Source organism: Streptomyces cinnamoneus (assembly GCF_014650495.1).
Taxonomy (GTDB): domain Bacteria; phylum Actinomycetota; class Actinomycetes; order Streptomycetales; family Streptomycetaceae; genus Streptomyces; species Streptomyces cinnamoneus.
This window is the reverse complement of sequence record NZ_BMVB01000014.1, coordinates 18,912-37,222: the sequence shown is the minus strand read 5'-3', so window position 1 is coordinate 37,222 and position 18,311 is coordinate 18,912. Positions and strand designations below refer to the sequence as shown.

General features: G+C 68.6%; 18 protein-coding genes and 3 pseudogenes. 9 read left to right on the top strand and 12 right to left on the bottom strand.

The features are described 5' to 3' along the window. Positions 1 to 93: 93 nt before the first annotated feature. The 4 genes from IE182_RS20215 to IE182_RS20200 all read right to left on the bottom strand — a co-directional run bounded on the left by IE182_RS20215 (position 94) and on the right by IE182_RS20200 (position 3,974). Entirely contained in the window at positions 94 to 825 is a 732-nt protein-coding gene (locus tag IE182_RS20215; protein WP_190111290.1) for a class I SAM-dependent methyltransferase, read from the bottom strand. 28 nt (positions 826 to 853) lie between these two features. After that, the gene (locus IE182_RS20210) at positions 854 to 2,104 is read right to left on the bottom strand and encodes an MFS transporter (RefSeq protein ID WP_190111289.1); all 1,251 of its coding nucleotides are present in this window, start codon (positions 2,102 to 2,104) and stop codon (positions 854 to 856) included. Between the two features lie 46 nt (positions 2,105 to 2,150). After that, complete coding sequence (locus IE182_RS20205; RefSeq protein ID WP_190111288.1) at positions 2,151 to 2,591, bottom strand: pyridoxamine 5'-phosphate oxidase family protein; 441 nt, start codon at positions 2,589 to 2,591, stop codon at positions 2,151 to 2,153. A 72-nt stretch (positions 2,592 to 2,663) separates the two neighbouring features. Further along, positions 2,664 to 3,974, bottom strand: coding sequence for a formylglycine-generating enzyme family protein (locus IE182_RS20200; RefSeq protein ID WP_229844967.1), 1,311 nt, complete (start codon positions 3,972 to 3,974; stop codon positions 2,664 to 2,666). A gap of 687 nt (positions 3,975 to 4,661) precedes the next feature. Between IE182_RS20200 and IE182_RS20195 the strand changes: the two genes are divergently transcribed. After that, positions 4,662 to 5,087 (top strand): pyridoxamine 5'-phosphate oxidase family protein, encoded by a 426-nt coding sequence (locus IE182_RS20195; protein WP_190111287.1) that lies wholly within the window; start codon positions 4,662 to 4,664, stop codon positions 5,085 to 5,087. Between the two features lie 167 nt (positions 5,088 to 5,254). On the opposite strand, the gene IE182_RS20190 is transcribed toward IE182_RS20195, so the two are convergent. Then, positions 5,255 to 6,670, bottom strand: a complete 1,416-nt coding sequence (locus tag IE182_RS20190; RefSeq protein WP_190111286.1) for a DEAD/DEAH box helicase — start codon at positions 6,668 to 6,670, stop codon at positions 5,255 to 5,257. Positions 6,671 to 6,910: 240 nt separating this feature from the next. Here IE182_RS20190 and IE182_RS20185 point away from each other — a divergent pair, with 240 nt between their 5' ends. The 3 genes from IE182_RS20185 (at position 6,911) to IE182_RS20175 (ending at position 8,378) form a co-directional block, all read left to right on the top strand. Continuing rightward, the gene (locus IE182_RS20185) at positions 6,911 to 7,114 is read left to right on the top strand and encodes a CopG family transcriptional regulator (RefSeq protein WP_373303589.1); all 204 of its coding nucleotides are present in this window, start codon (positions 6,911 to 6,913) and stop codon (positions 7,112 to 7,114) included. Next, positions 7,111 to 7,512, top strand: coding sequence for a type II toxin-antitoxin system death-on-curing family toxin (locus IE182_RS20180; protein ID WP_190111285.1), 402 nt, complete (start codon positions 7,111 to 7,113; stop codon positions 7,510 to 7,512). The genes IE182_RS20185 and IE182_RS20180 overlap by 4 nt, the downstream gene beginning before the upstream one ends. Before the next feature lie 89 nt (positions 7,513 to 7,601). Then, a complete protein-coding gene (locus tag IE182_RS20175) occupies positions 7,602 to 8,378 on the top strand; it encodes an alpha/beta fold hydrolase (RefSeq protein WP_190111284.1) in 777 nt (258 codons plus the stop codon). 25 nt (positions 8,379 to 8,403) lie between these two features. Here the strand turns inward: IE182_RS20175 and IE182_RS20170 are convergent. The 3 genes and pseudogenes from IE182_RS20170 to IE182_RS32135 form a co-directional block, all read right to left on the bottom strand. Then, positions 8,404 to 9,086: pseudogene (locus IE182_RS20170) on the bottom strand (DUF899 domain-containing protein). Positions 9,087 to 9,353: 267 nt separating this feature from the next. Beyond that, on the bottom strand, positions 9,354 to 9,860 hold the full coding sequence (locus IE182_RS20165; protein ID WP_190111383.1) for a phosphatase domain-containing protein: 507 nt from the start codon (positions 9,858 to 9,860) through the stop codon (positions 9,354 to 9,356). 144 nt (positions 9,861 to 10,004) lie between these two features. Next, positions 10,005 to 10,331 (bottom strand): annotated as a pseudogene (locus IE182_RS32135) (AAA family ATPase); the annotation flags it as partial. 273 nt (positions 10,332 to 10,604) lie between these two features. Between IE182_RS32135 and IE182_RS20155 the strand changes: the two are divergent. The 3 genes from IE182_RS20155 (at position 10,605) to IE182_RS20145 (ending at position 12,968) form a co-directional block, all read left to right on the top strand. Continuing rightward, positions 10,605 to 11,012 carry a YciI family protein gene (locus tag IE182_RS20155; protein WP_190111283.1) on the top strand — a complete coding sequence of 136 codons (408 nt, stop codon included), beginning with the start codon at positions 10,605 to 10,607 and terminating at the stop codon, positions 11,010 to 11,012. Positions 11,013 to 11,020: 8 nt separating this feature from the next. Next, entirely contained in the window at positions 11,021 to 12,166 is a 1,146-nt protein-coding gene (locus tag IE182_RS20150; protein ID WP_190111382.1) for an RNA polymerase sigma factor, read from the top strand. 235 nt (positions 12,167 to 12,401) lie between these two features. Then, positions 12,402 to 12,968, top strand: a complete 567-nt coding sequence (locus tag IE182_RS20145; protein WP_190111282.1) for a hypothetical protein — start codon at positions 12,402 to 12,404, stop codon at positions 12,966 to 12,968. Positions 12,969 to 13,010: 42 nt separating this feature from the next. Here IE182_RS20145 and IE182_RS20140 read toward each other — a convergent pair whose 3' ends face one another. Next, positions 13,011 to 13,610, bottom strand: coding sequence for an RDD family protein (locus IE182_RS20140; protein WP_190111281.1), 600 nt, complete (start codon positions 13,608 to 13,610; stop codon positions 13,011 to 13,013). Between the two features lie 385 nt (positions 13,611 to 13,995). Between IE182_RS20140 and IE182_RS20135 the strand changes: the two genes are divergently transcribed. Further along, positions 13,996 to 14,376 carry a hypothetical protein gene (locus tag IE182_RS20135; RefSeq protein WP_190111280.1) on the top strand — a complete coding sequence of 127 codons (381 nt, stop codon included), beginning with the start codon at positions 13,996 to 13,998 and terminating at the stop codon, positions 14,374 to 14,376. A gap of 334 nt (positions 14,377 to 14,710) precedes the next feature. Here IE182_RS20135 and IE182_RS32820 read toward each other — a convergent pair. Continuing rightward, positions 14,711 to 14,846, bottom strand: a pseudogene (locus IE182_RS32820) (IS5/IS1182 family transposase); the annotation flags it as partial. Here IE182_RS32820 and IE182_RS20130 point away from each other — a divergent pair. Beyond that, a complete protein-coding gene (locus IE182_RS20130) occupies positions 14,803 to 15,417 on the top strand; it encodes a TetR family transcriptional regulator C-terminal domain-containing protein (RefSeq protein ID WP_373303588.1) in 615 nt (204 codons plus the stop codon). The pseudogene IE182_RS32820 and the gene IE182_RS20130 sit on opposite strands and share 44 nt — an antisense overlap. A gap of 107 nt (positions 15,418 to 15,524) precedes the next feature. On the opposite strand, the gene IE182_RS20125 is transcribed toward IE182_RS20130, so the two are convergent. Both IE182_RS20125 and IE182_RS20120 read right to left on the bottom strand, forming a co-directional pair. Further along, a complete protein-coding gene (locus IE182_RS20125; RefSeq protein WP_190111279.1) occupies positions 15,525 to 16,526 on the bottom strand; it encodes a beta-ketoacyl-ACP synthase 3 in 1,002 nt (333 codons plus the stop codon). A 2-nt stretch (positions 16,527 to 16,528) separates the two neighbouring features. Beyond that, positions 16,529 to 18,271 (bottom strand): fatty acyl-AMP ligase, encoded by a 1,743-nt coding sequence (locus IE182_RS20120; protein WP_229844964.1) that lies wholly within the window; start codon positions 18,269 to 18,271, stop codon positions 16,529 to 16,531. Between the last annotated feature and the right edge of the window lie 40 nt (positions 18,272 to 18,311).

Sequence of the window (18,311 nt, the reverse complement as noted above, 5' to 3'; positions counted from 1 at the left end):
CCTCGTGAACGGCAGTCTGGGAAGTGTGGATTGCATATCAGCCTTACCTTTCAACCGCACAGGGACCACAGGATGCTGTTGCGCCTGCCGGAATCAGTTCTTGCGGTAGACCGCCACATATTCGCCGGATGCTGCGGTGAAAGGCTCGTTACGCCAGCCACTCGACCGTGAAACGCGAGTGAGACCCGCCAGTTTTGCCATCAGGTCGAGTTCCGAGGGCCACACGTATCGGTACAGCATCGGGTAGAACGTATTCCCGTTCTCCTTGAGCACGATGCTCTGCAGTTCGACCCGCTGCTCTGCCCGGTCGTGCCGCCGCGCGGAGATGATCGCACTCTGCTCGCCCACCTGCCGTGTGCCGGTGCTTTGCTTACCGCAGTACAGATCGTGATCGGGGACGATCGCCTGGACGACGAACAGGCCGCCGTCGGCCAGGCGTTCCGCCGTGTTCTGCACGCACCGGATCTGACTATCCTGGGTCGGCAGCAGGAAGAACGTCTCGCTGATGCAGTAGACGAGATCGAAGGTGGCTTCGACCGGCACGTCGGCGAAATCTCCGATGACCACCTCGACGTCCTCGTCACCGACGTTGCGTTCGAGCCCGGCGGCCATCGAGGGGGAGCCTTCGACGCCGACCACCTTCAGGCCACGACGAGCCAGGGGCAGCGCGACACGCCCCGTTCCGATGCCCAGCTCCAACGCCGTGCCGCCCGGAGCGAGTTCGGCAAGGAACCTGCTCGCCTCGTCTTCGTCATGCCGTAGGGCCCAGTCCATGGAGTCATAGTCCGGACGCCGTTCCCCGTACGCGGCAATGTCGTAGTCCATTAACGTCTCTCTTTTTCTTGAGCTGTTCTCAGGTCTGTCCGTCCGGCCGCTGCAGCACAGGTCCCGGCTGCGATCCAAGAATTCGCACGGCAATCAGGGACAGTGCAAGAGTGATGAAAGCCGACAGGAAGATGCTGCTTCTCCCTCCGACGGCGTAGACCAGCGGACCGGCTGCCACCAGGCCCAGCGGAGCGGCCAATGTGGAAACGGTGGACCACAGAGTGATGACCGGTTGCTCCTCTTTCTCCGAGAGGAAGGTGTACAGGTACGAGTAGGCCACAGGTGTGAACGGGGCGTAGATGACACCCGCGACAAAGAATGCGATCGACGCCGACAGAACACTCTGTGAACTCGCCAGCCCGACCATCGACCCGCCCCAGCCCGCGATAATGCCGATGAGGAGCGGCCGCTGGGGCACCGACCGCAGGTAGTTCGTGCCGAGCGCGCCCAGGATCGCGCCCGCGCCGAACAGCGTCCACACCATCCCCAGAGCCCTGCTGCTGCCGTCCAGCGGGCCGTCGATGAACAACGGAAGGGCGACTTCCACGGGCATGTAGAACAGGTTGTAGAAGAACACGATGACGAGCAATCGCCATGTGATGGGGAGCCTGCGGAGCACGCTCAGTCCGGATTCCGCCTTTTTCGGGTCGTTGGAAACCGGTGGTTCACGCGGTATCGCCAACAGCGTGGCGACGAGCAGGGGGAGGAAGGTCGCCCCGTCGATCACCAGGGCCCACTCCGGACTGAAGAGAGCGGCCACCGCACCGCCCAGGGCAGGTCCTGCCACGTACAGGGCGAACTCCTTGACCGTGGCCAGGAGTCCGTTCACCGCGTATCGCCCATGGCCCGGTACCAGGCCGACCGCCGCCAGCCGGGTGCCGGAGGCCGCCAGGGAACGCAGACACGAACCCACGAGCAGCGCACCGATCAGGGTTCCGATCCCGAGGGATCCGCCGGCGGCCGTCAGACCCAGAGCGGCAAGGGTGATACCGCGCAACAAGCAGTCCATCACCAGGGAGACCTTCACCGGGAGTCGGAGTCTGCCCAGGCTGAAAGGTATGGCGAGACATGTGGAGGAAACGTAGGAAGCGGCCGCGGCAAGGGACACCGCAAATGCGGCCGGCATACTGCCGTGAACCTTGAGGGCCACCAGTGGAATCGTGGCGATGAGCATGCCGTCGCCGATGCTGGAAAACCCGACGCCGCAGAGGAAGAAGGCGAGGCGCGGATTCCTCAGCGCCTGGCTGTAGGACATCTCCTGCTGTGCGGACTGCGGCATGTGGACTTCACCCTGTGCGCCTGGGAGGTTTGCTTGGCGGGAGGTTTCAGGAACCGCCGATGGAAGGCTTGAAAGACTGATCTGATATCCAGAGCGTATGGGGGATCAATTTCGCCCACCACACGCCCTTCGCGGCTCCCCCTTGCGGAGGCTTGAAACGATCGTCCCACCGGCTCTCGTCCGGACCGAGGTATCTGACGAGCTTGCGACGGGCACGTTCGACATCGAACTCCACGACTGAGCCGTGGCCACGTGCGATGACTTGAAGCACCCGTCCGGTGTCGATGTCGCAGGTGTCGACGACGAGCTCGAAGGCCGAATCGGAGCGAAGCCGGTCCGCCAACCGGGACCACTGCCCACTGAAAATCCAGAAAGCCTCGTCCTCCCAGAGGAACCAGACTGGCCGGACGATCCGTTTTCCGGTGGCGACCCGCGCAACCAGGGGTTGGCGAAGGAATTCCTCGACATCGAACGGTGCGTCCGTCATGGGTTCGAGGACGTCGGCCTGCCGTTTGATCTTTAGAGTGGGCACAGCAAGGTACCTCTGATCGTTCTGCCGTTATGCAGGATATACGCAGCGGAAGCTGATCTCGTTGTGCCGGTCGGTGATCAGATCCTTTCCGCGGTAGTACGTGGTCAGGCACACCGGAGGCGACGTCCATGTTCCGCCGCGGAGGACAAAGAACGCCTCCTTCCTGTTCATGAACTCGACCGGCTTCCTCCCCTTGAGGAAGGGATCCATTTCTTCCTTGGTGTAGAAGTTCGTCGAGGTCATTTCCCACACGTTGCCGGCCAGGTTGAGGGCACCGTACGGGCTCGCACCGCCCGGCAGCGCGTCCGCGGGCAGCACCGGGGTTTTCGGATATTCGGCGTGCGCCGAGAGGAGCAGCTCTTCGAGTTCGGCACGGTTCTTGGGCGAGACGCCGAAGGCCCGCGAGACCTCATTGGCGCACTCGGGATTCCATTCGTTTCCCCAGGGGAAGATGCGCGCGTCCGTGCCGCGGGCCGCCTTCTCCCATTCGTCCTCCGTGGGGAGCCGCCCGCCGGCCCACTTGGCGAACGCCCACGCGTCGTACCAGTCGATGCCCACCACCGGCTGGTCGGCAGGGTTGAAGCGCGGGTCGTGCCAGTGCGCCGGGGTGTGGTCGTGGCCGATCGGCTGATCCGGGTGGTCGAACTCCTCCGTGCCCCGGGCGTCGGCGAGGAAATCCGCGTACCGTCGATTCGTCACCGCTGTCCTGTCGATGTAGTAGGACGGCAACTCGACGGCCCGCAAGTGGTTGTCCTGGTCGTTCATCTTGAACGAACCGAACTGCTTGTAGACTTCCTGGATCTGCTGCTGCGACGCGCCGGCGATGAACGGTCCGCCCGGAACGAGTACGACATCGTCGTTGTTCCGCTGGCGTTTTCCGGTTGTCACCTTCTCGCGCAACCCGGCGAAATGCTCGTCCTCAAGCCGGCGCAGAGTGTCCGGATCGTCGCTTCCGAAGATCGAAATAAGAGCACGCTTGGTATAGGCGGCACCGAAACCAACCGGCTTGCTGGTGTGGTCACGGGTAAGTTTGCTGGGCCATCCTGAGATGCAGATAAGGTCCCGCACTGCCGTATCGACGCGCTTTTCGCCTGCCGTGCGAATGGCCGTGAAGGCCACCTGGTCGACAGGGTCGTGAGTGCCGTAGGCGATGGCCTCCTTCGCGTCCTTGTCGTCAGAGAAATGCTCACCGAGCAGCGCGATGCAGAAGGCCCTTACCGGCCACTCGCGGTGCTCTCGCGACATGTCGCAGAGGTCTGCGACCTTCCCCTCTTCGGCGAGCTTCTCCGCAAAGGAGATCCCTTCCTTGACCTTCGCCTCATAGTGGTGAGATGCCAACGCGGATCTCCTTCGTGGTCTTGGAGAAAAATGTGCATTGGTGCAGGTGCTGAAATCTGGCGATCGTTTCCTGGGCCAGTGGAGAGAAATAAAGCGCGAGCTGGGTGCCGCTGCCCGCGACAAGTGAGCAGCGGCACCCAGCTTAGAGGCTTAGGCCTCCCACTTTGCGGTCGTCTCGTCGCCACCATCGCGCGAACCGAGGAAAGTCTCGTCCGACATGCCATTCACCCCCTCTCGCAGTTGAGGTTGCGAGAAAAAACCTAGGTGTACATGACACAGCGGTCAAGATCTCGATGTGTGGTGTGATTCATAGTTTGACTTATCTTTCTCGGCAAGGGACTCGCCTTGCCGACGTGTGTATCGCGCGGAGAGCGAAGTGCCTCCGGCCTGCTCTGTGCAGGTCAGAGGGCTTTGCTCAGGGCTCCTGGCAGTGGCCCGGCAGCTTCTCCGAGCGTGGCGCGGACAAGTCCTGTGTCTGCTGCGGCTCTGGAACTTCCACTGCCTCGGACTTGCCTGACAACTCCTCACATGGTGAGGCATATGGGTACTGGCATTCCCGTGCGTGCTGTACTCCGGGATCACCGAGAAGGTGGGGGAAGATGAGGGCGGCCGCTGGTGGTTGTGCGGTCGGGACTTGCCGGGCGATCCGCGCTTCTGGGACCTGCCGGTCGCCGCTATGGTCGGCGCATGACGCTGTCGATGCGGGAACGAGAGCAGTTTCTGGCGGAGCCTCATATCGGTGCCCTGTCAGTGGCCGAACGGCCGGACCGCGCACCGCTGACGGTTCCCATCTGGTACCACTACACGCCGGGCGGCGAACTGTGGGTGCGTACCGGGCCTGACTCCCGGAAGGCACGAGCGGTCCGGTCTGCAGGACGCTTCAGCCTGATGGTGCAACGGACCGAGCCGACGGTGCGCTACGTGTCGGTGGAGGGCCCGGTGACCAGGACAGCGCCGGACAGCCGGGAGCGATCCTGGGAGATGGCCGCGCGGTACCTGCCCGAGGACAAGGTCGCCGACTTCGTCGAATACGACCGGACCCGGCTCGGCGAGCACGTCGTCATCTATATGCAGCCAGAACACTGGGTATCCGCGGATCTGGGAGCGTTCTGACCAGTGACGGGGCGGCTCTTGGCGCGCGGCGAAGGAGTGCCGGGGCCGCCTGGCATCCGGCGGCATCGACCTGAGCGCCTCCAACACCCACGAGAACCCCGCGGACTTCGCCGACCTGCACAATGCACTCGGCATCGCCCAGCGGAACCGCGTCAGGTCAGCGGTCCTCAGCCGCCGCGGCGGACCCGGGCTGCCTTGCGGGCTTCGGCGAGGAGACGGGCCTCACTGGCCTTGCGGGACTTGCCGCCGGTGCGGCGGGAGGTGTCCTTGCTGGTGCCCAGGCCGCGGAAGGGGGTGTTGGTGTTCTTGGCCCGAGGCGCGGCAGGCCCGCCGTCGAGCGGGGTGCCGGAGGGGGCCTTGGCCCCGGTGATACGGCTCAGCTCCGCCTCGCCCGAGCGCACCTTGGTGATCGTCGGCTCGATACCGGCCTCGGCCATCAGCCGGCCCGTCTCGCGGCGCTGGCCAGGCAGCACCAGCGTGACGACGCTGCCGGACTCACCGGCCCGGGCAGTGCGGCCCGCGCGGTGCAGATAGTCCTTGGGGTCGGTGGCCGGGTCGACGTTGACCACGAGATCGAGGTCGTCGACGTGCAGACCGCGGGCCGCGACGTTGGTCGCCACCAAGGCGGTGATCTGGCCGTTCTTGAACTGCGCGAGGGTCCGTGTGCGCTGCGGCTGGGATTTTCCGCTGTGCAGGGCCGCGGCGTGCACTCCGCTGGCCCGCAGATGCCGGGTGAGCTGGTCGACTGCGTGCTTGGTGTCCAGGAACAGCAGTACGCGGCCGTCGCGGGCGGCGATCTCCGTGGTGACGGCGTACCGGTCGGGGCCGTGGACGACCAGCACGTGGTGATCCATCGTCGTGACCGCACCCGCGGACGGGTCGACCGAGTGGACGACGGGGTCGTGGAGGTGGCAGCTGACCAGGTGGTCGACGTCGCGGTCCAAGGTGGCCGAGAACAGCATCCGCTGGCCGTCGCGGTGCACCTGGTCGAGTACCTCGGTGACCTGCGGCAGGAAGCCCATGTCACACATCTGGTCGGCCTCGTCGAGAACGGTGATCCGTACCCGTCCCAGGCGGCAGGCCCCGCGCTCGATGAGGTCGTGCAGGCGGCCGGGGGTCGCGACGACGACCTCGGCCCCGTCACGCAGCGCAGTGGCCTGCCGCCCGATCGACACGCCGCCGACGACCGTGGCCATCCGCAGCCGGAGCGCATCGGCATACGGCGCGAGCGCCTCGGTGACCTGTTGCGCCAGCTCCCGGGTCGGCACCAGGACCAGAGCGAGGGGCTGCTTCGGCTCCGCGCGCCGCCCGGCGGTCCGTGCGAGCAGCGGCAGGCCGAAGGCGAGCGTCTTGCCCGATCCGGTACGCCCGCGCCCCAGGACGTCGCGTCCCGCGAGGGCGTGGGGCAGCGTGGCTGCCTGGATCGGGAAGGGTTCGCGCAGGCCACGCTCGGTGAGCGTGCGCAGCACCGCGGCCGGCAGTTCCAGGTCGGCGAAGGAGGCGACCGGGCCGACCGTCGGGGTGAGGGTCACGGGCCGGGCGGGGTCGCCGTGCGAGGTGCCGGGACGGTCCGGGTGGTTCATGAAGAGCCTTCCGCAGGGGGAACGTACCGAGGAAGGCCCGGCAGGAATGAGCAGCCGACGAACAAGGGGAACCGACCGGGCAGGACCGCCAGCCATCACGGCCGTGCAAACATTCGAGGTTACCATGCGGTGACCGTTCGACCGGTGCTGTGGACGTGCCTGACTGAGGTCCCTGCTCAAGGCGTAGCCACCACGGAATAAGCAGTACCGGAGCAGTGCTCCGCTCCGTAAAGTTCTGGCATGAGCATGGGCATGAACGTGAGCTTCCGTGACGATCAGATGGTTGCGCTCCGGCGTTGCGCGGACCGGGACGGGAGCGGCGTGCACGACGTCGTGCTGCTCGCTGTCGACGAATACCTCGGCACGGCCCACCGGACCATGGTCCGGCAGACGGCCCAGGAGCAGGCGGCGAAGTGGCGCGAGCTCATGGACCGGCTCAAGTGATTCCCGCCTACCTGACCCCCGAGGACGCCCTGACTGTCGCCAGGTACGCCTGCGCCGACGACACGCCTGTCACACTCCGCGACACCGGACAACTGGAGTCCGCTGTGCACCGGCCGTCCGCCGAAATGTACGGGCACGAGGTGTACCCGGACCTGATCGGCAAGGGAGCCGCACTGCTCCAGGCCCTGTCGATCAACCACCCGCTGATCGACGGCAACAAGCGCACGGCCTGGCTCTCGTGCGTCACCTTCCTCGCGATGCACGGGGTCCAGCTGCGCCCGGATATCGACGCTGCGGAACGCCTGGTCCTGGCCGTGACGACAGGGGAGATGCGTGACGTGGAGGAGATAGCGCAGGGCATCAGGGCGCTGCTGGAGCCCGACGCGATGCCCGCCTGATATCGCGCGTCGTGACAGACCGAGACGGGCCACGCACGTCGGCGGCTACTCTGACGCCTCTATTGATCTTGATTGCGGGGGGCCAGGCTGTGCGTGACGCCGTTGTGACGAGCGAGGGTGACCGGATCCGCTGGGTGGAGTTGCCGGGGCGGGAACCCTCCCGCGTCTACCTGCACGGCCTGGGCGCCACGTCGCCCGCGTACTTCGGGGAGATTGCGGTCCACCCGCTGCTGGCGGGCCACCGTTCGCTGCTGGTCGACTTGCTCGGTCACGGCATCAGCGACCGTCCGGTGGGCTTCGACTACAGCCTGGAGGCGCACGCCGATGCCCTCGCCGAGGCACTGATCAGTGCGGGTGTCACCGGTGCGGAGCTGATCGCCCACAGCATGGGCGGCTCGGTGGCCATCGTCCTCGCGGCCCGGCACCCGTGCCTGGTCTCCCGCCTGGTCCTGGTCGACGCCAACCTCGACCCGATCCCGCGCAGGCCCGGCTCCGGCGGCAGCAGCGGTATCGCCGCCTACTCCGAGCAGGAGTTCCTGGCAGGTGGCTGGCAAGAGGTCCGCGACCGGGTCGGCTCGCACTGGTGGTCCACCATGCGCCTGGCCGGCCGCGAGGCCCTGTACCGCAGCGCGGTCCACCTCACCCGCGGCACCGTTCCCGTCATGCGCGAGCTTCTGCTGGACCTGAAGATCCCCCGCACCTACCTGCTGCCGGAGGCCGACGGTCCGCTCCCCGGCGCTGAGGCGCTCGCCGAGGCGGGGGTGGCCGTGGTGCCGATCCCGGACTGCGGGCACAACATCATGCTGGACAATCCGGACGCCTTCGCCCGCGCCGCCGCAGCCGCGCTGGCACTGCACGCCGGGTAGCTCCCGCCTGGGTGGGTCGGGGCACCTACGCGTCGGCCGGTTCGGGGGCACCGTATTCGTCGTGCCAGTTCCACCACTCGTACGGCGGGGTCCGGGGGTAGCCCTCGGGGGAGTCCTCCCACGTCTCCTGCCGCCCGAGTGCCGTCATGTCGAGGTAGCTCCAGGTGCTTCCCAACGCCTCGTCGCCGCGGGCGTTGATGAAGTAGGTGCGGAACACCTGGTCGCCCTCGCGGATGAAGGCGTTTGTGCCGTGCCACTCGTCCACACCGAAGTCGGCGTCGAACCCGTCGCTGACGGGTACCAGGGCATCGTCCAGCCCATCCGCGCCTTCACGCGCTCGACGTACGGCTGCGGTGCGCGCGAGGCGAAGGCGAGGGTGGTGTCGCGGGCGTTGAGATGGGCGAGGTGGCCGACGTGGTCGGCCACCATGGAGCAGCCGCGGCAGGCGTGCTCGGGCCAGCCGAACACGCCGGGCTCGAAGAAGGCGCGGTAGACGATCAGCTGACGGCGCCCCCCGAACAGGTCGAGCAGACTCGCCCTGCCCTCGGGCCCGTCGAACTCGTACTCCTTCTCCACCGCCGTCCACGGCATCCGTCGCCGCTTGGCGGCCAGTGCGTCACGGGCGCGGGTCAGCTCCTTCTCCTCGACCAGCAGCCGCTCGCGCGCAGCCTCCCACTCTTGCGGCGAAACGATCGGGGGTGTCTTCATGGCGACGTCCGCCTTCCAGTTCGGTCCGCTCAGCGGGTCCCGTTCCAGGGTCGGGCGTCACCGACGCGCGTGCACGCCGATGCGCACGAATTCAAACGTATGAACGAATGATGTGGATTCGTTGGTGCGTGAGCCGGTCGCCGAATGGTGAGCGGCGGCGAGCGAAGGCCAGCGAAGGCGAGCGGAGGCGGTGTTCGGCGGTGCAGGCCACGTGGGATTCACGGTGACGACAGTCGCACCCGGGGTCGCCGCGACATGGCCGACGGCTCACGTACGGCCCTCGTCCTCCTGGACACGTTCCAGCAGCGGCTGTCGTGCCATCCACGTGGCACGCAGCACCCGGAATCCCTCGGCCTCGTAGGCGTCGCACACCTGGTGGTCGTCGTCGACCACCACCGCGACGACGCGATCGTCAGCCAGGCGACGCAGCAACTCCGGCTTGACGACGCGGGCCGGCCGGCGGTCACCCGGGTCGCGCATCAGGAGCCGGCCTTCGGGCAGGGCGTGACGGGCCAGCCAGTCGAGGGTGTCCTGGCGGCAGTGCTCCGGGCGACCGGTCAGGTAGGCCACCTCGCACCGCTGCGCACCGGCCATGACCAGCGCCACCCCTTCGGCCAGCAGGGGATCGCGCCGGGCAGCGGCGAAGAAGCCGTCCCAGTCGCGCGGCCGGCTCCGCAGATGGTGCAGCCGGTGCCGGACATCGGCCAGCGTCCCGTCGAGGTCGAAAACGGCCAGGGGCCGGGGCTCCTCGTCGGCAGTCGGCCACTCCGGCATGTCCAGTCCCCACGTCGCGTCACAGGCCGGCCCGGGATCCTCCGCGGGAGCCACCAGGAACCCTCCGCGACCGTCGAACCGGACCTCGTACACGGCATCGAAGCCGTCCGCCGGCCGAGGTCTGCGAAGCCGCTTCAACGTCGCGTACACGCCGACGTCCGGCACTCTTTCCGGTCCCTGCCTGGCGGCATTGCGAGCCAACGCGTTCTTCACGTCGGGCGGGAACCAGTACGCCACCACGCGGGCGCCGTGCGCGCGGCCGGCCGTGATGAGGGGCGCCCATTCGTGCGGTGAGGGGTTGGTGTTGTCGACCACCGTCGGCACCCCTTCCGCCAGGGCCTCTTCGACCAGACGCATCTGGCGGCGCTGTCTGTGCCGGGCCCGGCGGAAGAGGTCCTTGCTGACCAGCGCATGGGTTCCGGCGAAGTGGCGGGCGTAGAACGTCGACTTTCCCGACGCCTGGAGACCCACCAGCACGACCAGCTCCGGTCGCGCGTCACCCGGGTCGGGCTCCACCGGCACAGAGGTCTCCTCCCGCACGCTCTCCTCCCGCACGCTCTCCTACGCCCGGGCGGCGGAGGCATCGCCGCGGACGGCTCGGTGCACTTGCCGACACATGGTACGGATCCATGAGATGGCGACAGCCAAAAAAACCGGCCGGAGGTGTCGAGAACCCGTGGCTGGCTCCGTCCCTGGGGTGAACGTGGCCAAGATGGGGTCACACCAGCACCGAGGAGTAACACGATGGCCAAGTACTTGCTGCTCAAGCACTACCGCGGCGCTCCGGCTGCGGTCAACGACGTGCCCATGGACCAGTGGACGCCGGAGGAGATCTCGGCACACATGCAGTACATGCACGACTTCGCCACCCGGCTGCAGGGGACCGGTGAATTCGTCGACGGCCAGGCGCTCGCCCCGGAGGGGACGTTCGTCCGGTACGACGGTGAGGGACGCCCGCCGGTCACCGACGGCCCGTTCGCCGAGACCAAGGACCTCATCGCCGGCTGGATGGTGATCGACGTCGACAGCTACGAGCGCGCCGTCGAGCTGGCGGGGGAACTGTCGGCCGCCCCTGGGGCGGGCGGGAAGCCGATCCACGAGTGGCTTGAGGTGCGCCCGTTCCTGTCCGCGCCGCCCACCATCACGGAGTGACCTCTCCGATGAACGAGGCCCTGCTCCGGAGCCTCACGCCGAGCGTGCTCGGGATCCTCGTCCGCCGCGGAGCCGATTTCGCGGCGGCCGAGGACGCCCTGCAGGACGCGCTGGTCGAGGCGGTCCGCGTCTGGCCGGCCGATCCGCCGAGGGACCCGAAGGGCTGGCTGATCACCGTGGCCTGGCGCCGGTTCCTCGACGCGACCCGGGCCGACACCGCCCGCCGCCGGCGTGAGGATCTCCTCGACGAGGAGCCGGCGCCCGGGGCCGTGCCCGCGGTGGACGACACGCTCCAGCTCTACTTCCTGTGCGCCCACCCGTCGCTGACGCCGTCGTCCGCGGTTGCGCTCACGCTGCGCGCCGTCGGTGGGCTCACCACCCGCCAGATCGCCCAGGCATACCTGGTGCCCGAGGCGACCATGGCGCAGCGGATCAGCCGTGCCAAGCGCACCGTCTCCGGCGTGCGGTTCGACCAGCCCGGCGACGTCGCCACCGTGCTGCGCGTCCTCTACCTGGTCTTCAACGAGGGCTACTCCGGCGACGTCGACCTCGCCGCAGAGGCGATCCGGCTCACCCGGCAGCTCGCGGCCGCGATCGACCACCCCGAGGTGGCGGGGCTGCTCGCCCTCATGCTGCTCCACCACGCCCGGCGCGCCACCCGGACCGCGCCCGACGGCAGCCTGGTGCCGCTCGCCGAGCAGGACCGCAGCCGGTGGGACACCGGGGCGATCGCCGAGGGCGTCGAGATCCTGCAGGCGGCCCTCGCCCGCGACCGGCTGGGTGAGTTCCAGGCCCAGGCCGCCATCGCGGCACTCCATGCCGACGCGCCCACCGCCGAGGAGACCGACTGGGTGCAGATCGTCGAGTGGTACGACGAGCTCGCGCGCCTGACCGACAGCCCGGTCGTCCGGCTCAACCGCGCAGTGGCCGTCGGCGAGGCCGACGGACCGCGCGCCGGGCTGGCGGCGCTCGCGGCGCTGGACGACTCACTGCCTCGCCACGCCGCGGTGGCGGCGTACCTCCACGAGCGCGACGGCGACCTGGCGACGGCGGCAAGGCTGTACGCCGAGGCGGCCCACAAGGCACCCGACCTCGCCGAGCGCGATTACCTGACGCGCCAGGCCGCCCGGCTCAACGCCCGCCGGTGTCGCTGACGGGTCGCGCCCGGGGAAGACGACCCGTCAGCGACGGCCCGGCTCCAACAGCGCGCGCATGCAAGGCGGAGGACCGGCGTCGTACCGGTGTGCCGGATGCTGCCGGAACGGCGGGGGCGGTGGTGCGGCCGAGGCGCGCGGCCGGCCGTGGCGGGCGCTGGGCCGGGCCGCTGGTGCCCCGGAGGGGCGCGGTCGGTGCTTCTCTCTTCCCGCGCCGGATATCTAGACTGCTGGCATGGTTTCGGGGGGCTGGGCATGGTTCACGACTGTCGCGTCGATCCTGATCGGCCAGGCCACGGTTCTGACGATGGGTTTCATCAACAACCGCTCCCAGACCAGGCGAGAAGCGCATGCCAGGGCGGCCGAGCGGTACAAGGTGGCCGTGGAACGCCGTGAGACGTTCGAGCTGACCCAGCTCGTGGAGGTGAACACCCTCCTGCGGAACGCCTTGACGTCGCTCCACACCTTCGGTTCCGCCCGGCGGCACTACCGGTCACGCCTGCGGGAGGACCCCGCCGCACCGCCGGAGACCTACCGGCAGCCGGTGCAGGACGCGTCTGACGCGGCGGACGCGGCTCTGGACGCCTTGCGGTCCCAGATCGGCTTCATTCTGGCCGACGACGTCCGGGCGCTGGCCGACGCCGCCGAGAAGGCCCTGACGTTGGCCGCGGCGGGCATCCTGCTCGACGAACCGGTCGACACCGGTGCCCTGGGCGCGCAGGCCAATGCCGCGTACGAAGCCTTGTCCGCCCGGCTCCGGGACATCTATGCGACCCGGGAGTCGGCCATGCCGACGGCTTAGGACGTGAGCGAGCATTGCCGGTGCCGCAAGGTCCACCAACGGCTAGCGGCGCAGGTCCTTGCTGCATACGTACCGCAGCCCGCAACCGTCTTCGTACGGTTCGCCGTCGTCGCCGAAGATCGACCATATCGGTTGCATCGGGAGCCAGGTCAGGCCGAGGAGCCAGCGGCGCACGGCCTGCCAGAAGCGTGGACGTCCCGCGTCGTCCGCGCGCACCACGCGTGTCATGAGCAGGAACTTGCCCACGGTGGTGCGGAACAGCACCGCTCCGAGCACGTGGTGGACGAAGGAAATGGCGAAGAAGCAGATGGCGGCGTAGGTCCAGTAGGCGCCCGTTCCCTTGCCCTCCGAGAGCCGTACGGCGAGGCCGAAACCACCGAAGAGCGTGATCGCGCCGTCGATCGTGGCGAACGTGATGCGGCGCAGATCCCCGACCTCCCTGGGAACGGCGGGAGGCTGCGGGAAGTGCTGGTGATACGCAGACGGCTGCGCGTACGGATGCTGATGTGCCTGCGGCTGCTGGTACGGGTGCCCTTGCTGATACGGCTGCGCCGGCTGGTAAGGCTGCTGGTAGGGGTGCTGGTACGGAGGCTGTGGAGCGTGTGGCTGCTGCGGAGCCTGGTGGTACTGGGGATCGATCACAGGGTGTCATTTTGCTGCCTCTTTGTGACAGCTGATTCACAGGTTGGTGTATGAGCGATACCAAAACGATCACTGGCCGCGCACCCTCCGCCAAGGACGGGAGCGTCCTGCCCGACGTAACCGGTGCATGCGCGGAGCCCGGTCAGCGGCGTGGCAGCGGGACGGCCGCCCACCGGCTTTGATCGGGCACGGTGCGCCCGCGGGACGAAGCCGACGAACGCATGTTGCGCGCCGCCGTGCAGGGGGGTCTCCTGGTGTCAGGTGGGGGCCGTGGCATCGGACGGATGCAGGCGGCGGAGGCGGAGGGGCGAGCGCGTCCCGCACGCCGGATTCGAGTCGATGACACCCGAATGGACGATGGTCCTGACTCGGTGAAGGAGCTCCCATGAAGCGACATCGCCTCAGCCTGCGTGTTCTCGCGTTTCCCCTGCTCGCCGCCCTGCTGGCGGCGGTGACACCGCTCGGCTCCGCTCTGCCCGCCCAAGCCGCCGATCCTTGCGGTACAAAGCCGGACGACTACACGGGGGCGACGTATCGCGTCATCGCGCCGGAAATCATCCTCAGGATCACCTTCCTCGCCGACGGCAAGTTCGAGTACGAGCTCGATGACGGAGTGGTTCACCAAGGTACGTTCACGGCCACGCCGCAGGCCCTGACGCTGGTGTCCGAAGGTGCGGACCGCAGCGTCTTCCGGGGCTGCGACGGGACGTCGACCAGCCCCGGCTTCCTCGCCTTCCCCGGCGGACTCGCCGTCCGGAGCACCTGATTGCCCCGGCACCCTGCTCCTGACCGGGCGGGTCGGGAGCAGGTCTGCCCCGAACGCTAACAAACCGGGCCGGTTGCCGTCGCGGAGCGCTCGTGAAACCCCCCGGCGAACTTTCTGATCGCCGAGCGCGGTAACGGCCGGCGCACTTGTTGAACCACGTGACGGTCGCCCGGAATCGCTTCAGCCGGGCGAAGCATCGTTCGACCACGTTGCGGCTGCGGTGGGTGACTGGCCGAAGACCGGCTGCCCGCCGCCACGGCTGCCGCGCCGCCGGCGTTTGACGACCTGGTCGCGGTGCTCGGGAATGGTGGCGGCAATGCCCCGGTGCCGGAGGTGGTGGCGAACCGCTCATTGACGGTCTGCCACGGCCCGTACCGCTCCGGGCCCCCGCCACGGAGCCCGGCCCGCAGCTGCCACAGCACACCGTTGACCACCTGCAGATGGTCGGCCCACGGACGCGCCCCGCGCCCACGCAGACATCGAGTCACGCCGCACCACCGGCAAACTGCTGCTCCTGCCCTGAGGGCCCGTCACCCGGCCCGGTCCGGACCCTCCCGGACCCGACCCGACCCGCTTCAATTCCACTACTTCCCCGGCGGGAAGGACGAACTGCACCTCGCCGTGGCCCGGCACGAAGCGGACCGGGTGATCCACGACCAGCAGGAGCTGAGCTCGCTCACCTCCTGGGCCGCCTGGTACCAGTGGCGCGACAAGGTCGTCGACCGCTACCGCGCACAGGGCACCGACTGTCCCCTGCACGCGGCCCTCTCCCAGCTGGGCACGGCATCCGATGCCGCGAGTACCGTGGCCGGCGAACTGCTCGACCAGTGGCAGCAGCAACTCGCGGCGGGCATCCGCCGCATGCGCGACGGCGACGAGATCGCCCACGCCCTGGATGCCGACCGCGAGGCTGCGGCCCTGCTGGCCGGCATCCAGGGCGGCGTGCTGATCCTCCTGACCACGGACCGCATAGCCCACCTGGAGGCCGCCCTCGACCTGGGCATCGCCCACCTGCGCGCCCCCGGCCGCCGGGACCGTTGAGAACGGACCAACCGTACGGACCAGCCGAACTGTTGTGTCCCGCCGTCCCGCCGTCCCGCCATCCCGCCGGATCCGGAACCCGGCGGGTGCAGTGGCCGGGCGAGGCGTCACGGCAGGGTGACCACGAGGGCGGCATGCGTCAGTCCGGCGCCGAAGCCGGCGAGCAGGGCCAGACCTCCCGGCATCAGCCTCCCCTGTGCCGACAGGGCCTCCATGGCGAGCGGGACCGAGGCGGCGGAGGTGTTGCCCGCCGTCTCGATGTCGTCTGCGACGACCACGTCCGCCGGAAGCCTCAACGCCTTCACCACCGCTTCGGTGATCCGTGCGTTGGCCTGGTGCGGGATGAACGCCGACAGGTCTTCCGGTCGTACACCCGCGTCCCGGAGCGCTCTGCGTGCCGTGCGCGGGACCTCTTTGATCGCCCAGCGGAAGACCTCGGAACCGGCCATCCGCATGTAGGGCCACTCGGCGGCTGCCGCCCGGGTCGACGTCCATGGGGCCTGATGGGAGATCAGTCCATGCTGATCGCCGTCGGATCCCCAGCTCACCGAAAGGATGCCGGGAGCCTCGGACGGGCCGACGAGCACGGCGCCTGCACCGTCGGCGAACAGAAAGGCCGTGCCCCGGTCGTCGGGATCGACGATGTCGGTCATGCGCTCCGCCCCGACCACCAGCACGTGGCGGGCGGTACCTGCACGGATCAGCCCGTCGGCCACGGCAAGCCCGTAGCAGAAGCCGGCGCAGGCCGCGTGGATGTCGAACGCCGCCGCGGCGCGGGCGCCGACGGCCGTGGCCACCTGGGGGGCCGCGGCAGGGCTCTGGTGCAGATAGGACATCGAGGCGAGCAGCACGACGTCCACCTCCGCGGGTGCCACGCCCGCGTGGGCCAGGGCCTTGCCGGCGGCCGCCGCGGCCATGGCGATCACGGTTTCCTCGTCGCCGGCCCACCGGCGGCTGACGATGCCGGAGCGTCTGCGTATCCAGTCGTCCGAGGAGTCCAGCCGCTCGCACAGCTCGTTGTTGTGCACGACGCGTGACGGGCGATATGCGCCGACGCCCATGATCCTGGCACCTGGGCCCGCTGCGGCCCGGATTCCTGCGCTCGTCATGGTCATGCTCCGTCCACCCGGGCGAGGTTCCCTTCGGCGTACTGCTGACGGCAGGTGCTGCGACGGACCTTGCCGCTCGTCGTCCGGGGGAGCGTCCCCCGTCTGATGACGACGACGTCCTCGGCATCCAGGCGGTGGTCCTCCCGGATGCGCCGGCGGACGGCCGCGGCCAGGGCCTCACTGCCTGCCGTGCGCAGCGCACGGCCGTCGGCCTCGATCACGACCACGAGGGCTTCCCTGTCCCCTGTATCCACGGAGAAGGCGGCGGCGGAGGTGGGGCGCAGCGCGGGATGACTGCGCTCAGCCGAGTACTCAAGGTCCTGGGGGTAGTGATTGCGCCCCTTGACGACGAGCAGGTCCTTCAACCGGCCGGTGATGTACACCTCGCCGTCGCGCTCGAAACCGACGTCTCCCGTGCGGAGGAACTCCCCGGCTTCCTCCTCGCCCTTGATGCGGGCGCGAAACGTCTCGGTGCTTTCCTGCTCGCGGCCGATGTAGCCACGGGCCACGCACGGCCCGGACGCCCAGATCTCGCCGACCCGGTCCGGCCCGACTGCCTGCAGCGTCTGCGGGTCCACGATGCGCACCCGTGTATCACTCACCGTGCGGCCGCAGCTGACCACCGGCAGGGCCCCGGACTCCGTGGTCACGGTCACCTGGCCCGCCCCCAGCGCCTGTGCCGAAAGCATCAGGGCGGAGGGTTCCCGGTCCGGCGGGCTGCCGCAGATCTTCAGGGTGTGCTCGGCCAGGCCGTAGCCGGGGGAGACCGCCCGGGGGTCGAGGCCGTACTCCGCGAACTCCTGGGTGAACGTGTGGACGGTGTGCAGCCGGACGGGTTCGGCCCCGTTGACGGCGGCCCGCCAGGAAGAGAGGTCGGTGCCCGCGGCCGGCCGTGCTTCGCGGACGCAGAGGTCGTAGGCGAAATTGGGGGCGGCGGCATGCGTGCCGTGAAACCGCGAGATGGCCTCCAGCCAGCGGGCCGGGCGGCGTATGAATGCCTCCGGGCCCATCAAATAGGAGGGAATGCCGGCCCACAGCGGCAACACGACACCGAAGAGAAGTCCCATGTCGTGGAAGAGCGGCAACCAGGAGACGGCGGTGCCGCCCTCACACGGCCACAGCGCGTCGGTTTCGGCGGCGTTGTGCCAGAAATTGCGGTGGGTCACCATCACGCCCTTGGGTGTTCCGGTGGAACCCGACGTGTACTGGAGCAGGGCGACGTCATCGAGGCCGGGCTCAAGGTCCTGGCCCCCGGCATTCGGTAGATCCGGCAGATCCGGTAGGTCGTCGGTGGCCAGGAGCTCAAGGCCGCGCAGTTCGGGTGCCGACGGGAAGTCGGCGATGAGACGGTCACGGACCTCTGCAGTGGTGAGCACCAGGTCGGCGCCCGAGTCCTGGGCGACGGAATGCAGCCGACGCAGTCCCTGGCTGTTCCGCGGCACCTGCACGGGAGCCCCCATGACCCCGGCTGCCGCGCAGCCCAGCCACGTGCGGACGAATTCGATTCCGGTCGGATACAGGAGAACGGCACTGCGTCCTCGGGTTCCCCGCTCCTGGAGGTGGGCGGCCCGGACCAGGGATTGCCGGTGCAGTTCGCGGTAGGTCACCCGTTCTGCGGGGTCTTCTCCATTGCGCAGGTAAACGTAGGCGAGGGCGTCCGGCGTCTCGCGGCTGCGGCGGGCGAGTAAGGCGGACAGGGACACGGGTGATCGGCTTGTTTCAGGCACGGGACTCATGTCATCCATTTCCAGAGGGGGAGCCCCCTGTATAACCAGCTCCGCGGAG

Excerpts from the sequence above, each read along its gene's own strand:
- IE182_RS20215 (WP_190111290.1), bottom strand. The coding sequence starts at position 825 with ATGGACTACGACATTGCCGCGTACGGGGAACGGCGTCCGGACTATGAC.
- IE182_RS20210 (WP_190111289.1), bottom strand. The coding sequence starts at position 2,104 with ATGCCGCAGTCCGCACAGCAGGAGATGTCCTACAGCCAGGCGCTGAGG.
- IE182_RS20205 (WP_190111288.1), bottom strand. The coding sequence starts at position 2,591 with ATGACGGACGCACCGTTCGATGTCGAGGAATTCCTTCGCCAACCCCTG.
- IE182_RS20195 (WP_190111287.1), top strand. The coding sequence starts at position 4,662 with ATGACGCTGTCGATGCGGGAACGAGAGCAGTTTCTGGCGGAGCCTCAT.
- IE182_RS20190 (WP_190111286.1), bottom strand. The coding sequence starts at position 6,670 with ATGAACCACCCGGACCGTCCCGGCACCTCGCACGGCGACCCCGCCCGG.
- IE182_RS20185 (WP_373303589.1), top strand. The coding sequence starts at position 6,911 with ATGAGCATGGGCATGAACGTGAGCTTCCGTGACGATCAGATGGTTGCG.
- IE182_RS20165 (WP_190111383.1), bottom strand. The coding sequence starts at position 9,860 with ATGCCGGAGTGGCCGACTGCCGACGAGGAGCCCCGGCCCCTGGCCGTT.
- IE182_RS20155 (WP_190111283.1), top strand. The coding sequence starts at position 10,605 with ATGGCCAAGTACTTGCTGCTCAAGCACTACCGCGGCGCTCCGGCTGCG.
- IE182_RS20150 (WP_190111382.1), top strand. The coding sequence starts at position 11,021 with ATGAACGAGGCCCTGCTCCGGAGCCTCACGCCGAGCGTGCTCGGGATC.
- IE182_RS20145 (WP_190111282.1), top strand. The coding sequence starts at position 12,402 with ATGGTTTCGGGGGGCTGGGCATGGTTCACGACTGTCGCGTCGATCCTG.
- IE182_RS20135 (WP_190111280.1), top strand. The coding sequence starts at position 13,996 with ATGAAGCGACATCGCCTCAGCCTGCGTGTTCTCGCGTTTCCCCTGCTC.
- IE182_RS20125 (WP_190111279.1), bottom strand. The coding sequence starts at position 16,526 with ATGACGAGCGCAGGAATCCGGGCCGCAGCGGGCCCAGGTGCCAGGATC.
- IE182_RS20120 (WP_229844964.1), bottom strand. The coding sequence starts at position 18,271 with ATGGATGACATGAGTCCCGTGCCTGAAACAAGCCGATCACCCGTGTCC.